This window comes from Streptomyces turgidiscabies Car8 (assembly GCF_000331005.1).
Taxonomy (GTDB): Bacteria; Actinomycetota; Actinomycetes; order Streptomycetales; family Streptomycetaceae; genus Streptomyces; species Streptomyces turgidiscabies.
Window position 1 is genome coordinate 1 of the sequence record NZ_AEJB01000618.1, and the last position, 14,395, is coordinate 14,395.

General features: G+C 69.8%; 12 protein-coding genes. 7 read left to right on the forward strand and 5 right to left on the reverse strand.

Annotated features, from left to right (window positions below; translation table 11 throughout):
• Window positions 1-18 precede the first annotated feature (18 nt).
• Window positions 19-1,404, reverse strand: coding sequence for a C4-dicarboxylate transporter DctA (locus STRTUCAR8_RS42750; protein ID WP_006382681.1), 1,386 nt, complete (start codon window positions 1,402-1,404; stop codon window positions 19-21).
• A gap of 154 nt (window positions 1,405-1,558) precedes the next feature.
• On the reverse strand, window positions 1,559-3,187 hold the full coding sequence (locus STRTUCAR8_RS42755) for a peptide-N4-asparagine amidase (protein ID WP_006382680.1): 1,629 nt from the start codon (window positions 3,185-3,187) through the stop codon (window positions 1,559-1,561).
• 204 nt (window positions 3,188-3,391) lie between these two features.
• Here STRTUCAR8_RS42755 and STRTUCAR8_RS42760 point away from each other — a divergent pair, with 204 nt between their 5' ends.
• The 4 genes from STRTUCAR8_RS42760 to STRTUCAR8_RS42775 all read left to right on the forward strand — a co-directional run bounded on the left by STRTUCAR8_RS42760 (window position 3,392) and on the right by STRTUCAR8_RS42775 (window position 7,914).
• On the forward strand, window positions 3,392-5,206 hold the full coding sequence (locus STRTUCAR8_RS42760) for an ABC transporter transmembrane domain-containing protein (protein WP_044473860.1): 1,815 nt from the start codon (window positions 3,392-3,394) through the stop codon (window positions 5,204-5,206).
• A complete protein-coding gene (locus STRTUCAR8_RS42765; RefSeq protein WP_006382688.1) occupies window positions 5,203-6,984 on the forward strand; it encodes an ABC transporter ATP-binding protein in 1,782 nt (593 codons plus the stop codon). Before STRTUCAR8_RS42760 ends, STRTUCAR8_RS42765 begins: the two co-directional genes overlap by 4 nt.
• A gap of 141 nt (window positions 6,985-7,125) precedes the next feature.
• Entirely contained in the window at window positions 7,126-7,596 is a 471-nt protein-coding gene (locus STRTUCAR8_RS42770) for a DUF5709 domain-containing protein (RefSeq protein ID WP_006382694.1), read from the forward strand.
• 60 nt (window positions 7,597-7,656) lie between these two features.
• Complete coding sequence (locus tag STRTUCAR8_RS42775) at window positions 7,657-7,914, forward strand: type B 50S ribosomal protein L31 (protein ID WP_006382684.1); 258 nt, start codon at window positions 7,657-7,659, stop codon at window positions 7,912-7,914.
• 38 nt (window positions 7,915-7,952) lie between these two features.
• Here STRTUCAR8_RS42775 and STRTUCAR8_RS42780 read toward each other — a convergent pair whose 3' ends face one another.
• Window positions 7,953-8,747, reverse strand: a complete 795-nt coding sequence (locus STRTUCAR8_RS42780) for a metal-dependent hydrolase (RefSeq protein ID WP_006382691.1) — start codon at window positions 8,745-8,747, stop codon at window positions 7,953-7,955.
• Between the two features lie 145 nt (window positions 8,748-8,892).
• Between STRTUCAR8_RS42780 and STRTUCAR8_RS42785 the strand changes: the two genes are divergently transcribed.
• Both STRTUCAR8_RS42785 and STRTUCAR8_RS42790 read left to right on the forward strand, forming a co-directional pair.
• The gene (locus tag STRTUCAR8_RS42785; protein WP_006382686.1) at window positions 8,893-11,406 is read left to right on the forward strand and encodes a DEAD/DEAH box helicase; all 2,514 of its coding nucleotides are present in this window, start codon (window positions 8,893-8,895) and stop codon (window positions 11,404-11,406) included.
• Between the two features lie 19 nt (window positions 11,407-11,425).
• Window positions 11,426-12,295, forward strand: a complete 870-nt coding sequence (locus STRTUCAR8_RS42790) for an acyl-CoA thioesterase (RefSeq protein WP_006382683.1) — start codon at window positions 11,426-11,428, stop codon at window positions 12,293-12,295.
• A gap of 13 nt (window positions 12,296-12,308) precedes the next feature.
• Here the strand turns inward: STRTUCAR8_RS42790 and STRTUCAR8_RS42795 are convergent, their stop codons facing one another.
• Window positions 12,309-13,325: a DUF6397 family protein gene (locus tag STRTUCAR8_RS42795; protein ID WP_006382679.1), complete on the reverse strand. Its 1,017-nt coding sequence runs from the start codon at window positions 13,323-13,325 to the stop codon at window positions 12,309-12,311.
• A 127-nt stretch (window positions 13,326-13,452) separates the two neighbouring features.
• The gene (locus STRTUCAR8_RS42800) at window positions 13,453-13,866 is read right to left on the reverse strand and encodes a roadblock/LC7 domain-containing protein (protein ID WP_006382689.1); all 414 of its coding nucleotides are present in this window, start codon (window positions 13,864-13,866) and stop codon (window positions 13,453-13,455) included.
• A gap of 96 nt (window positions 13,867-13,962) precedes the next feature.
• Here STRTUCAR8_RS42800 and STRTUCAR8_RS42805 point away from each other — a divergent pair, with 96 nt between their 5' ends.
• Window positions 13,963-14,391, forward strand: a complete 429-nt coding sequence (locus tag STRTUCAR8_RS42805; protein ID WP_006382700.1) for a PPOX class F420-dependent oxidoreductase — start codon at window positions 13,963-13,965, stop codon at window positions 14,389-14,391.
• Window positions 14,392-14,395 lie beyond the last annotated feature (4 nt).

Sequence of the window (14,395 nt, forward strand, 5' to 3'; positions counted from 1 at the left end):
CCGTTCGAGCGGGGCAGGTCAGCTCGCCGGTTCCTTGACGGTGGCCGCCTCGGACTCTTCGGCACTTTCGGCCGCTCCGGTGTCATCGGCGTCGTCCGTGTCTTCGGCGATCACGATGTCGCCGTCCAGTACCTTCTTCGCGCGCTCCAGGTCCAGGGCGCCCTCCCAGCGGGAGACCGCGAAGACGGCGACGCAGTTGCCGAGCAGGTTCGTGACGACGCGCATCGAGTCCATGATGCGGTCGACACCGAGGAGCAGGGCGACGGCTCCGGCCGGGATGGCGCCGAGCGAGGAGGCGGTCGCGGACAGGGCGAGGAAGGCCGAACCGGGGATGCCGGCCATGCCCTTGCTGGTGAGCATGAGCACCAGAATTACGGTGATCTGCTGGCCGAGGCTGAGGTCCACGCCCACGGCCTGGGCGATGAACAGCGTGCCGATGGAGAGGTAGAGCGAGGCGCCGTCGAGGTTGAAGGAGTACCCGGTGGGCAGCACCAGCCCGACCGCGTCGTCGCGGGCACCGGCCCTGCGCAGTTTCAGCATCACTCGGGGCATCACGGACTCGGTGGAGGCGGTGCCCAGCGCGAGGAGCATCTCCTCACGGATGTAGCGCAGGAACTTCCAGAGGCTGAGCCCGGTGACCATCTTGAGGGCGACGCCCAGCAGCGCGATGAAGAGCGCGGCAGCGGCGTAGCAGAGGATGATCAGCTTGGCGTACGTCTCGATCACGCCGAGTCCGTACTGCCCGATCAGGACGGCCATCGCGCCGAACACGGCGATCGGGGCGAGCCGCATGATGAAGCCGACGACCGCGAAGATGATCTCCTGGGCCTGCTCGATGGCGGGCAGCACCTTCGGCACCTTGGTGTGGCCGAGGTGGAGCAGCGCGGCGCCCACCAGACAGGCCAGGATCAGCACCTGGAGGAGTTCGTTCTCGGCGAAGGCGCCGACGAAGCTGGTGGGGATGGCGTTGACGATGAACTCGGTCGTCGAGGGCAGCGAGCCGCCGCCCGTCTTCGCGTCGACCGCCGAGGTGTCGAGCGTGGACGGGTCGACGTTCATCCCCGAGCCGGGCTGCACCAGGTTGGCGGCGAGAAGCCCGATGATCAGGGCGAGCGTGCTCGCCACCTCGAACCAGATGAGGGCCTTGAGCCCGATCCGGCCGAACGCCTTCAGGTCGCCGGCCTTGGCGATGCCGACGACGACCACGCAGAACACGAGCGGCGAGATGATCGTCTTGATGAGCCGGGTGAAACCGTCGCCGAGCGGCTGAAGATCCGTGGCCACGTCGGGCCACAGCTTCCCGACGACGATTCCGAGTACGAGCGCGCAGGCAACCTGCGCGAACAGTGAGGTACGCAATATGCGTGCGACGCGACGCGGCAGGGACGGTACGGACTGCGGCACGAGCACTCCTCCAGGAGGTTTCTGGGATGCGGAAAAGTGCTTCCGCGTCGCACACTATTGATCAGCTGTTCGCGTCGTCTGCAACCTGCGTATGACAGCCGTGTAAATCATCGGCCGCCCTCACAGGGCGCTCACAGTGCGCTTCGCGGCTCCGTCAGCAGCGGCTCCGGTCCCGCGTGAGGACTCCCTGCACGGTCACCAGCGCACGGTCGTGGCATCCGGACGAGCCGTACAGCCGGTAGCGCTCGCTCGTCGTCCCGACGGCGTGCCGCTGGTCGCGCGGCACGTTCGCCGTATACGTCGCGTCGCCCGCGTACGCGTCGTCGAGCCACGACCACGCCGTACGCCGGCCCGCCGCCGTCTCGGTGACGGCCTCCCGGTCGCCCAGTGTCAGCACGGTCCGCAGCCGGTCGCCCGCGCCGAGCGTGGTCGTGCCGTCCATCGTGTACGTCCGTGCCGTGCGGGTCGTTCCGGCCGGCCCGCGCCCGTCGACGGTGACGTTCTCGGCGTCCGTCCAGATGCCGGTGAGACCGTCGGTGTTCTCGCCGTCGGTCCAGCGGTGCACGGAGGTGTTGGTGAGGGCGCGGCTGACGGTGGTGACGACCCGGCCGTGCGAGGTGTCGACGTACCCGGCGACGGTCAGCCGGTGCGCGCCGTCGGTGTCGAGGCGGTGCTGCTCGTCGGCCGAACCGGGCGTGTACGTCGAGGAGTTGACGAGTTCGCCCGCGTGGCGGACGGTGAGCCGGCCGGTGACCCGCGCGCGCTCGGCGTCCTGCCAGACGAGGACGTTGACGGGGGTGCTCCAGCCGGCCTGCCCTTCCGGGACGCCGACGACCGAGACCTCCACGTCATGCGGGCGGCCGTCGTTGAGGAGCCCGGCGAAGGGGGTCAGATCGTATTCGATCGGTTTGATGTCGAAGGCGCGCGGTCCCGGGATCACGTACCAGAGAAAGGGGTTGGACCAGCCGCCGGTCCACACAGTCGGGAACGGGGCGGCGATTCCGGCCAGTTGGCCGTCGACTTTGATCTGCACCTCGCGGTACGGGCCGCCCGTGGCCTTGCAGGAGTAGGGAGCGGCATCCGGGACCGTGAGGTACCAGTACTCCTCGCAGCCGCCGCCGGACCCCGTCGCGTACACCTCGGCGACAATGCGTTCGCTGTTGCGCGGAGTGGTGAGGGTGCCGTCGTGGAGGGTGAGAACGCGGTCGGGGGTGTCCTGTGCGGCGGGTTTCCCCGCGTAGAACGTCAGCGTGACCTCGACGTCGAGGATGCCGGTGTAGGTGCCGTCGACAACGTTGCCGATGAGCATCTCGACGGGCTGGGCCCTGCTCAGGGTGTCGCTGTAGCGCGTGACGTCCTTCTCGACGGACCAGGAGATGCCGTCGGGCGAGGGCTGCGGAGTGGAGGTCCTGAGAACCTCGACACCACCGATGTGGAGGTAGCCGAGGCGGTCGTACTGACGGCCCTTGACCTTGCCGTCCATCCGAAGCACGACCTTGCTCCAGCTCGCGCCGCAGCCACTGGGGGGTGTGTACGCGCCCTCGAAGGGCGTGAAGTCCTTGAACTGGGCCTCTGCGACGGTGACTTCGCAGGACGGTTTACCGACCGGCCGGGTGACCGGTGGTGCGGCGGTGACCGGGTCGTGCCAGTCGGTGCCGAACTCGGCGGGGACGTCGACCGGGCGGGCGGCTCCTACGGCGGACTGGGCTGGACCCGCCCCGAGGAGGGTGCCCGCCAGAAGGGTCGCTCCGGCAAGCATGGACATGAAGATCCGGCTTCTCATGGCCGGTGTTCTACGGCCATTCGGCCCCGCACGGCAATGAGGCGAACAACCGCCAATCAGGCCGAATCAACGCCTCTCGCCGGAAAACCGTTTGCCTCCGAGCACGGTGTGAAGCGAACCTTTCACGGCCCGTTGTCGGCCTTCCCGGCCCCTCCCACCCCCCACATTCACCCCCTCATGCGAGATGCGAGCCACTGGGACGTCATGAAGATCCAAGACCTTCCGTATCCGGACCCCGGTGTACCCGACGCGCGCTCCGGCCCCAGATTCCTGTGGTGGCTCTTCCGTAACCAGCTCGGTGGGCAGCTCACCTCCCTCGCCTGGGGACTGGTGCACTTCGTGGCCGTCTCCGGGCTGCCGTTCGGCGTCGGATTCGCCGTCCAGGCGGTCGTCGACCGCTCGGGCCAGAAGCTGGCCCTCGCGGGCGGGCTGATGGTGCTGTGCGGTGTGGCGATCGCACTCGGCGACAGCATGCTGCACCGGGCCGCCGTCACCAACTGGATCACGGCCGCCGCCCGGGTCCAGCAACTGCTGGCCCGCAGGACCGCCCAGTTGGGATCCGCGCTGACGCGGCGGGTCGCGGCCGGTGAGATCGTCGCCGTCTCCACGGGGGACGTGGAGAAGATCGGCTGGTTCGTCGAGGCCGTCTCCCGGTTCACCGCCGCCGCACTGACCATCGTCCTGGTCTGCGTCGGCCTGTACGTCTACCAGCCGGCCCTCGGCATCGTCGTCGCCGTGGGCATCCCGGTTCTCGCCCTCGCCGTACTGCCGCTGCTGCCCAGGGCCACCCGGCGGGCCGACTTCCAGCGCGAGAAGGCGGGACGCGCCACCGAGCTGGCCTCGGACACCGTCGCGGGACTGCGGGTGCTGCGTGGCATCGGCGGCGAGGAACTCTTCCTCGACCGCTATCGCCGGGCCTCGCAGGAAGTGCGGCACGCGGCCGTGCGCAGCGCCCGTATGTGGGCACTGATCTCGGCGATCCAGGTGCTGCTGCCGGGCCTGCTGATGATCGCGGTCGTCTGGCACGGCGTGCACCTGGCCAGGCAGGGCCGGATCACCGTCGGGGAACTGGTCACCGTGTACAGCGCGGTCATGCTGCTGTCGTATCCGCTGCGCCACTTCGAGGAGATCGCCATGGCGTACTCCTTCTCCCGGCCGTCCGCGAAACGGGCCGCGCGGGTGCTGTCCCTGGAGCGCGCCACGGACACCGCGGGCTCACTCGACGCGGTGGTGCCGACCGGGGATCTGTACGACCCCGCGACCGGGCTGCTGGCACCCGCCGGGTGTCTGACCGCCGTGGTGTGCGGTGATCCGGACGCGGCGGGTCTGCTGGCGGAGCGGCTCGGCGGACACCCTTCCGAGAAGGGCACGTCGGCGCTCCTCGGTGGCGTACCGCTGGACGAGCTGCCGCTCTCCAGTACCCGCACGGCCGTCCTCGTCCAGGACAAGGACCCTGTGCTGCTCTCCGGTTCGCTGCGCGAACTGCTCGACGTGCCCTCCTCGGGCGCGGTGAGTGCCGCCGACGCACTGGCCGCCGCACAGTGCGGGGACGTGCTGGAGGCGCTCGTACAGGGCTCGCTGGACGCCGAGGACCCTTTGGACGCGCGGATCACCGAGCGCGGACGGTCGTTGTCGGGCGGGCAGCGCCAGCGACTGGCGCTGGCCCGGTCGCTGATCACCGACCCCGAGGTGCTCGTCCTCGACGAACCGACGTCGGCGGTCGACTCGCACACCGAGGCCCGGATCGCTGACGGGGTGCGGGAGTTGCGCGCCGGCCGGACGACGGTCGTGTTCACCTCCTCACCGCTGCTCCTCGACCACGCGGACCGGGTCGTGCTGGTCCACGACGCCGAGGTCGCGGCCGTCGGTGTGCACCGTGAACTGGTGCACACGGATCCGCGGTACCGGGCCGTGGTGACCCGTGAGACCGAGGACGAGGCGTCCGTGGGCGACGAGCTGGACGACCTGAACGACCTGAACGAACTCGAAGAACTCAAGGAAATCGGAGAGACGGCATGATCGGCGTGGCGCCACCGGCGTACGACCCGGCGGCCCCGACGACGGCGAGCACCCTGCCGGTCGGCGCCCCCGCGACCGTACGCGCCTACGTGGCCGAACTGTTCCGCAGGCACCGCCGTGCCTTCCTGCTCCTGGTCACCGTCAACACGGTCGCCGTCATGGCCTCCATGGCCGGCCCCTACCTGCTGGGTGACCTCGTCGAGCGGGTCTCGGACCACACCCGGGAACTCCATCTGGAGCTCACCGTCGGCCTGTTCGCCGTCGCGCTGGTCGTGCAGGCCGTGTTCGTTCGGCAGGTGCGGTTGCGCGGCGCGATGCTCGGCGAGCGGATGCTGGCCGACCTGCGCGAGGACTTCCTCGTCCGTGCGGTCGGGCTGCCGCCCGGGGTCCTGGAGCGGGCAGGCACAGGTGACCTGCTCTCCCGCATCACCACCGACATCGACCGGCTCGCCAACGCGATGCGCGAAGCGGTCCCCCAGCTCGCCATCGGAGTGGTGTGGGCTGCGCTGCTGCTCGGCGGTCTCGTCGTCACCGCGCCGCCGCTGGCGCCCGCCGTGCTGCTCGCCGTGCCACTGCTGACGGTCGGCTGCCGCTGGTACTTCCGGCGCGCGCCCACCGGCTACCGTGCGGAGGCCGCCGGGTACGCCGCTGTCGCCGCCGTGCTCGCGGAGACCGTGGACGCCGGGCGGACCATCGAGGCCCATCGCCTGGGCGACCGCCGGATCGAGCTGTCGGACCGGCGGGTCAGGGAGTGGACGGCCTGGGAGCGTTACACGCTGTGGCTGCGGTGCGTGCTCTTCCCGGTCATCAACGCCACCCATGTGACCGTGCTGTGCTCGGTGCTCATGGTCGGCGGGGTGTTCGTGCTCCAAGGCTGGATCGACGTGGGCCAGCTGACCACCAGCGCGCTGCTCGCCCAGATGCTCGTCGACCCGGTCGGGATCATCCTGCGCTGGTACGACGAGCTCCAGGTCGCCCAGGTGTCGCTGGCCCGGCTGGTCGGGGTCCGGGACATCGAGCCGGACGCCGGGGACTCCTCGCTGGCCCCGGAGGGCCGTGACGTGCACGCGGACCAGGTGCACTTCGGCTACCGGGAGGGAGTGGACGTACTGCGCAAGGTCTCCCTGGAGGTCGCACCCGGCACCCGGCTGGCTCTGGTGGGCCCCTCGGGGGCGGGGAAGTCCACGCTGGGCAGGCTGCTCGCCGGGATCTACGCCCCACGGACCGGCCACATCACGATGGGCGGCGCCGAACTGTCCAGGATGCCCGCCGAGGAGGTCCGCTCGCACGTAGCACTGGTCAACCAGGAGCACCACGTCTTCGTCGGCTCCCTGCGCGACAACCTGCTGCTCGCCCGTACGGACGCGGGGGACGCCGAGTTGTGGGCGGCGCTGGGTGCGGTCGACGCGGACGGCTGGGCCCGGGCGCTCGACGAGGGCCTGGACACCGAGGTCGGGTCGGGCGGGGCCGCGCTGACCCCGGCGCAGGCCCAGCAGATCGCGCTGGCCCGGCTGGTCCTGGCCGACCCGCACACGCTGGTCCTGGACGAGGCGACCTCGCTCCTCGACCCGCGAGCGGCCCGTCATCTGGAGCGGTCCCTGGCCCGGGTCCTGGACGGCCGTACGGTCGTCGCCATCGCCCACCGGCTGCACACGGCCCATGACGCGGACGTCATCGCCGTCGTGGAGAACGGCCGGATCAGCGAGCTGGGCAGCCACGACGAGCTGGTCGAGGCGGACGGTGCGTACGCGGCCCTGTGGCGGTCGTGGCACGGGTGACGCGCCCGTGGCCGGGCGGCGGGACGGGGCCGGGTCGGCTTCGTCCCGTTGCGCGGTCCCGACGATGAGTGGAACGCTGGAAGCGGCTGCCCGCCCCTGTGGGCGGCGCCGGGGCCGGCCCCCACGCACCTGGAGGTACCCGTGGACAGTGACGAGGGATGGGGAGACGACGTCTACCAGCCCGACGGATCCGAGGTACAGGACGACGCGGGTCTGCTGGACGCCGAGGACACCCTGGTCACCGACGGAGTCGACGACCCCCTCGACCGCGGCTGGTCCCCTCCGGACCGGCCCTGGGCGGTGGAGCGCTCCGGTGTGACGGCGGCGGAGCGTCGCCGGGGCGAGACGCTGGACCAGCGCCTCGCCGAGGAACTGCCGGACATCGCGGCATCGGAGGGCGACGGCATCGGCGACTGCGCGGGGACCGACGGCGAGCCGCTGGACAACGAGGTGGGCGCCGCCCGCTCCGGTCGTCTGGTGGCCCCGAACGAGGGCGCGCACGAGGACGGGGAGAGCGGGCTGATCGCCACCGACGTGGGGATCGACGGCGCCGCGGCCTCGGCCGAGGAGGCCGCGATGCACATCGTCGACGAGGACGCCCTGTCCGGCTGACCGTCCCCCTGCCCCGAGGGCCCGGTGGGGCCGTCGACCGTTCGATGGAGGAGAGCACCCATGCAGCAGGACAAGCAGCCCGCCTACCAGCCGGTCGTCTTCCGGGACCGGGCCGCCGGATACGCCTTCCTGACCCGGTCCACCGCGACGAGCGAGCAGACCATCGAGTGGGACGACGGCGAGACGTACCCGGTCGTGGACGTGGAGATCTCCTCGGAGAGTCACCCGTTCTACACCGGCAAGGCGCGGACGGTGGACACCGAGGGCCGCGTCGCCGCTTTCGAACGGCGGTACGGCGGCACAGAGGGCCAGAGCTGAGACAACCGTCTCGGCAGCCGGCGTCCGGCGGATCGGCCTCAGATGAAGTTGAGCGCCGCCGCGCAGCCCACTCCCCCGAGCAGCATGAACGCCGGCATGAGCACCTTCAGCTCGACCCAGCTGCCCGCCCGGAACCGCAGTGCCTTCGGCGGACCGATCGGGTGCCAGCGCTTGCGGCCGATCGGGATCGGCCACAGGACCGGGCAGCCGGACACCGTCAGCGCGTCCCCGATGTCGTGCACCAGCGCGCCCAGCACGATCGGCAGCCCGAGCCACAGATACGTCTGCCCCGGGTCGGTGAACAGCCAGTCCGAGCCGTTGCCCGGCTTGTCCAGCACACCGGCCAGGATCCAGGCACTGGTCGCGGCCAGCAGCCAGACCAGGATGTCGGCGCTGGAGCCACGGGTCGCCCGCCACAGCAGACCTTCGATGGCGAGCACGATGTGCACGAAGAGGAGCGCCAGCACCCCCCAGCGGCCCCCGGTGATGGCGACGGCGGAGGCGCCCGCGCCGATCAGCACCGCCCACAGCCAGGTGTGGGTCAGCGTCCGGTGCCCGCCCGAGCGACGCGGATCGCCCTGCTTCTTCGTCGCCTTGTAGACGGCGTAGGAGAGCTTGTCGACGATCTCGCACAGACCGCGCGAGATCGGTCCGAAGGCTCGCGAGATCGTCGCCGCCTTGTGGTCGAGATCCGGGGCCAGTGCGGCACCGGCGCAGATCAGGGCACCGACCAGGACCACCGGCCAGGGCATCGGCTTGCCCGCCGCGGCCGCGGCGGCTCCGACACCGAGCCAGGCAGCGGCCCCCGAGAGTGAGTGTGCTGGTCCCATCATGGCCGTTTCCCGCCCTATTCCTCGTACGCTGCTGTCCAGTTGACCGGGTGCGCTGACGCTCCGTCGGCGACACAGCGTAGCGGCCATGATCTTCGGACGGGCAGCCGATTCCCCCATCACCTGGGATCACAGGCAAGATGGGGGCGTGACCCTCATCGATCAGCTGCCGCAGACCGCAGACCCCGACGCCCTCTACGAAGCCTTCGAGTCGTGGGCCCAGGAGCGCGGTCTCACGCTCTACCCGCACCAGGAGGAGGCGCTGATCGAGGTGGTCTCGGGTGCGAACGTGATCGTGTCGACGCCCACCGGGTCCGGCAAGAGCATGATCGCGGCGGGCGCCCACTTCGCCGCGCTGGCCCGGGACGAGGTCACCTTCTACACCGCTCCGATCAAGGCCCTGGTCTCGGAGAAGTTCTTCGAGCTCTGCAAGATCTTCGGCACGGAGAACGTCGGCATGCTGACCGGCGACGCCTCGGTCAACTCCGATGCCCCCGTCATCTGCTGCACGGCCGAGGTGCTGGCGTCCATCGCGCTGCGCGACGGCAGGCAGGCGGATGTCAACCAGGTCGTGATGGACGAGTTCCACTTCTACGCCGAGGGCGACCGCGGCTGGGCCTGGCAGATCCCGATTCTCGAACTGCCGCAGGCGCAGTTCATCCTGATGTCGGCGACGCTGGGCGACGTCGCGATGTTCGAGAAGGACCTCACCCGCCGCACCGGCCGCCCGACCTCGGTGGTCCGCTCGGCGACCCGTCCGGTCCCGCTGTCGTACGAGTACAAGCTGACGCCGATGACCGAGACGCTGACGGAGCTGCTGGAGACGAGGCAGGCGCCCGTCTACATCGTGCACTTCACGCAGGCGCAGGCGGTGGAGCGGGCGCAGGCGCTGATGAGTATCAACATGTGCACGCGTGAGGAGAAGGACAAGATCGCCGACCTGATCGGCAACTTCCGCTTCACCACCAAGTTCGGCCAGAACCTGTCCCGTTACGTCCGGCACGGCATCGGTGTCCACCACGCCGGCATGCTTCCCAAGTACCGCCGACTGGTCGAGAAGCTGGCCCAGGCGGGCCTGTTGAAGGTCATCTGCGGCACGGACACCCTCGGCGTCGGCGTCAATGTGCCGATCCGTACGGTGCTGTTCACGGCGCTGACGAAGTACGACGGCAATCGCGTACGGACCCTGCGCGCGCGTGAGTTCCACCAGATCGCCGGCCGGGCGGGCCGCGCGGGCTTCGACACGGCGGGCTTCGTCGTCGCGCAGGCGCCCGAGCACGTCATCGAGAACGAGAAGTCGCTCGCCAAGGCGGGCGACGACCCGAAGAAGCGCCGCAAGGTGGTCCGCAAGAAAGCGCCCGAGGGTTTTGTCGGCTGGTCGGACAGCACCTTCGAGAAGCTGATCACCTCCGATCCGGAGCCGCTGACCTCCCGCTTCCGGGTGACTCACACGATGCTGCTGTCGGTGATCGCCCGCCCCGGCAACGCCTTCGACGCGATGCGGCACCTGTTGGAGGACAACCACGAGCCGCGTAAGCAGCAGCTGCGGCACATCCGGCGCGCGATCGCCATCTACCGCTCGCTGCTGGACGGCGGTGTGGTCGAGAAGCTGGACGAGCCCGACCCGACGGGACGCATCGTGCGCCTGACGGTGGATCTTCAGCAGGACTTCGCGCTGAACCAGCCGCTGTCGACTTTCGCGCTGGCCTCGTTCGACCTCCTGGACCCGGAGTCGCCGTCGTACGCGCTGGACATGGTGTCGGTCGTCGAGTCCACGCTGGATGACCCGCGCCAGATTCTCGCGGCCCAGCAGAACAAGGCGCGCGGTGAGGCGGTCGCCGCGATGAAGGCGGACGGCGTCGAGTACGAGGAGCGCATGGAGCGCCTCCAGGACGTCTCGTACCCGAAGCCGCTGGAAGAGCTGCTCTTCCACGCCTACGACACCTACCGCAAGAGCCACCCGTGGGTCGGCGATCATCCTCTCTCCCCCAAGTCCGTCATCCGTGACATGTACGAACGCGCCATGTCCTTCACCGAGTTGGTTTCCCACTACGATCTGGCCCGCACCGAGGGCATCGTGCTGCGCTATCTCGCCGGCGCCTTCAAGGCCCTCGACCACACCGTCCCCGACGACCTCAAGTCCGAGGACCTGCAGGATCTGATCGCCTGGCTGGGCGAGATGGTGCGTCAGGTCGACTCCAGCCTCCTGGACGAGTGGGAACAGCTCGCCAACCCGGAGGTGATGACCGCCGAGGAGGCCCAGGAGAAGGCTGACCAGGTCAAGCCGGTCACGGCCAACGCGCGAGCCTTCCGTGTCCTCGTCCGCAACGCCATGTTCCGCCGCGTCGAACTGGCCGCGCTCGACCAGGTGGGGGCTCTCGGTGAGCTGGACGCGGAGGCCGGCTGGGACGCCGACGCGTGGGGCGAGGCGATGGACAAGTACTGGGACGAGTACGAGGACCTCGGCACCGGCCCCGACGCCCGTGGCCCCCGGCTGCTGATGATCGAGGAGGAGCCGGAGAACAGGCTGTGGCGCGTCCGGCAGGCCTTCGCCGACCCGAACGGCGACCACGACTGGGGCATCAGCGCGGAGGTCGACCTCGTGGCATCCGACGCGGAGAGCCGGGCGGTCATCAAGGTGACGGCCGTCGGTCAGCTGTAGGCACAGGAGAATCGCACCCATGACGAACGCAGCCGAGAGACTCGTCGACCTGTTGGACCTGGAGCAGATCGAGGTCAACATCTTCCGCGGCCGCAGCCCCGACGAGTCCCTCCAGCGGGTCTTCGGCGGCCAGGTGGCGGGCCAGGCCCTGGTCGCCGCCGGGCGCACCACGGACGGGGAGCGTCCTGTGCACTCGCTCCACGCGTACTTCCTGCGCCCGGGCCGTCCGGGCGTGCCGATCGTGTACCAGGTCGAAAGGGTCCGTGACGGCCGGTCGTTCACGACCCGGCGGGTCACGGCAGTACAGCAGGGCCGCACGATCTTCAATCTCACCGCCTCCTTTCACAAACCCGAGGAAGGCAGCTTCGAACATCAGCTGCCGCCGGCCCGGAAGGTCCCCGACCCGGAGTCCCTGCCGAACGTCACCCAGGAGATCAAGGAGCATCTCGGCGCGCTGCCCGAGCACTTCGAACGTATGGCGCGCCGTCAGCCCTTCGACATCCGCTACGTGGACCGATTGCTCTGGACCCCCGAGGAGGTCCAGCAGTTGGAACCGCGCAGCGCGGTGTGGATGCGCACCGTCGGCCCGCTGGGGGACGACCCGCTGGTCCACACCTGCGCGCTGACGTACGCCAGCGACATGACGCTGCTGGACGCCGTCCGCCTCCCGGTGGAGCCCCTGTTCGGCCCGCGGACCTTCGACATGGCCTCGTTGGACCACGCCATGTGGTTCCACCGGCCGTTCCGCGCGGACGAGTGGTTTCTGTACGACCAGGAGTCGCCCATCGCCACGGGTGGGCGCGGGCTGGCCCGCGGCCGGATCTACGACGTGGAGGGCAGGCTGCTCGTCTCCGTGGTACAGGAGGGGCTGTTCCGGAAACTGGGCTGAGAGGTCGGCCGGCTCAGACCCGCGCGGCGGGCCTGCGGTCCCGTGCGGGTCGTGGGTTTCTGCCGCGCAGGCGGCCCAACAGGCCGCGGGTTCGCTCCGGTCCCTCGGACGGCCCGGCCATCTCCGGTCGGCAGTCCTGCTGCGGGGGCACGTGCCGGGCGCGCTCTTGCGCGGGCACTTCGTGCGCGGGCGGGGCCTGTTGCGACGCAGGACGCGGTGCCGGTCGGTGGTCGCGGGCCTCGGCCAGGGTTACGGTCAGGTCCGCGCGAAGCCAGAGGATCTCGTCCGGATCGTCCGCCGTCATGATCCGTTCGGCGAGACCGGCGGTGGGCGAACCCGGCACGCCGTGGGCCGGCTGTTCCGGCCGCAAGCGGTCCACATAGACGCGTTCGTAAGGGTCGTCGACGATCTCCGCGACCTGGGCGGGGTCCAGGAAGGACGCCACGACCGCGGCCCGCGCCCACGGGTCGTCGGCCGGCCGGAGCAGGAATCCCAGTTGCCGTCCCCGCCAGTTGCGGGGCCGCAGGTCCATGCCTGCTGCGAGTTGGTCCCGCTGGCTCTGTGAGGTGCGGCCGGTCAGCAGTGGGGCGCTTTCCTTGCCGAGCGCGAACTGCCGTAGTTCGTCGGCGAGATACAGCCACACCACGGCCCGGTAGCGGTTGAGGTAGAAGGTCACCGGTGTCACCAGGCCCAGTCGCGCCAGGCGGGTGAACCGGGTGGGCGTCACATCCATGAGCTGCGCGCCATCGGCCGTGCCCACCGCCCGGACGCGTTCGCGCAGCGTCTCGGGGAAGTGTTCGTCGTCGCGCAGCCGGTGGATCTCCTCACGGTCGACGCGTCGGCCGCCGCCCCCTTCGTCAGGAACGGTCCGGACGCATCCGAGGTGGACCGCGAGGTCGAACTCTCGCCGTTTCAATCCCAGTTCACGTGCGGCGCGGCTCGGCGCGAAGGGTGCGCCGGAGGTTCGGAGCACGCCGGTGGTCGGTGTGGTGGCGGTCTGAGCGGGTCGCGTGATGCTGATGCCTGACATGGTCGGTCTCCCCCGTGGAGTGGACGGCCCGCGCCGTGTGCGCCGGCCTCGGGAAAAACCGTATCCGGTTTGACGCCTGGCCCGGCAAGGCTGTGGATAACTCTCGCCCGGACGTCATATCCGCAGGTCAGAGGTCAGATGTCGGAATGTGTTCGGGTTGCCTGGCGTCCACATCGAGGTGTTCGCCGACCCGATTGACGAGCAGTGTCATCTCGTAGGCGATCTGGCCGATGTCGGCCTCTGCGGCGCTGAGCACGCAAAGACAGCTGCCGGTGCCGGCCGCCGTGACGAACAGCACCGCGTCGTCGAACTCGATCATGGTCTGGCGCACTCTGCCCGCGCCGAAGTGGCGTCCCGAGCCTTTCGCCAGGCTGTGCAGGCCCGACGACACGGCGGCGAGATGCTCGGCGTCCTCACGTCGAAGTCCTGTGCTCGCGCCGGTCACCAGCCCGTCGTTCGACAGGACCAGCGCATGTCGTATGTGTTCGACACGATCGGTCAGATCGTCCAGAAGCCAGCCAAGTCCTTGCTTCTCCGCCATGTTTCAGAATCTCCCCGTACGGCAGGTCCTCCAAGCCGAAGGATCCGGTCAGCCAGCCTTCCCCACGGCCGCCCTCCGAGCAAGCAGGATGGGCGCATGGCACAGAAGATGACTGACGAGGAATGGCGGGCATTCGTCTCGCACGGCACCCGCACCGGAAAGCTGTCGACCGTCCGGGCAGACGGGAGCCCGCACGTGGCCCCGATCTGGTTCCTGCTCGACGGTGACGACCTGGTGTTCAACACGGGGAAGGAGACGGTGAAGGGGCGCAACCTGGCCCGCGACGGCCGGATAGCGCTGTGCGTGGACGACGACCGGCCGCCCTTCGACTACGTCGTGATCCAGGGCCGGACGACGCTGTCGGAGGAACTGGACGACGTCCGGCACTGGGCGGCGCGCATAGCCGCCCGTTACATGGGCGAGGAGCGAGCGGAGGAGTTCGGCGCCCGCAACGGTGTTCCCGGCGAACTCCTCGTCCGCGTCCGCATCGAGAAGGTGCTGGCGCAGACCGCCGTCGCCCACTGAGGAA

Bases quoted from the DNA above. Each gene is read 5' to 3' on its own strand.
- STRTUCAR8_RS42755 (WP_006382680.1), bottom strand. From the start codon at position 3,187: ATGAGAAGCCGGATCTTCATGTCCATGCTTGCCGGAGCGACCCTTCTG.
- STRTUCAR8_RS42760 (WP_044473860.1), top strand. From the start codon at position 3,392: ATGAAGATCCAAGACCTTCCGTATCCGGACCCCGGTGTACCCGACGCG.
- STRTUCAR8_RS42765 (WP_006382688.1), top strand. From the start codon at position 5,203: ATGATCGGCGTGGCGCCACCGGCGTACGACCCGGCGGCCCCGACGACG.
- STRTUCAR8_RS42775 (WP_006382684.1), top strand. From the start codon at position 7,657: ATGCAGCAGGACAAGCAGCCCGCCTACCAGCCGGTCGTCTTCCGGGAC.
- STRTUCAR8_RS42780 (WP_006382691.1), bottom strand. From the start codon at position 8,747: ATGATGGGACCAGCACACTCACTCTCGGGGGCCGCTGCCTGGCTCGGT.
- STRTUCAR8_RS42790 (WP_006382683.1), top strand. From the start codon at position 11,426: ATGACGAACGCAGCCGAGAGACTCGTCGACCTGTTGGACCTGGAGCAG.
- STRTUCAR8_RS42795 (WP_006382679.1), bottom strand. From the start codon at position 13,325: ATGTCAGGCATCAGCATCACGCGACCCGCTCAGACCGCCACCACACCG.
- STRTUCAR8_RS42800 (WP_006382689.1), bottom strand. From the start codon at position 13,866: ATGGCGGAGAAGCAAGGACTTGGCTGGCTTCTGGACGATCTGACCGAT.
- STRTUCAR8_RS42805 (WP_006382700.1), top strand. From the start codon at position 13,963: ATGGCACAGAAGATGACTGACGAGGAATGGCGGGCATTCGTCTCGCAC.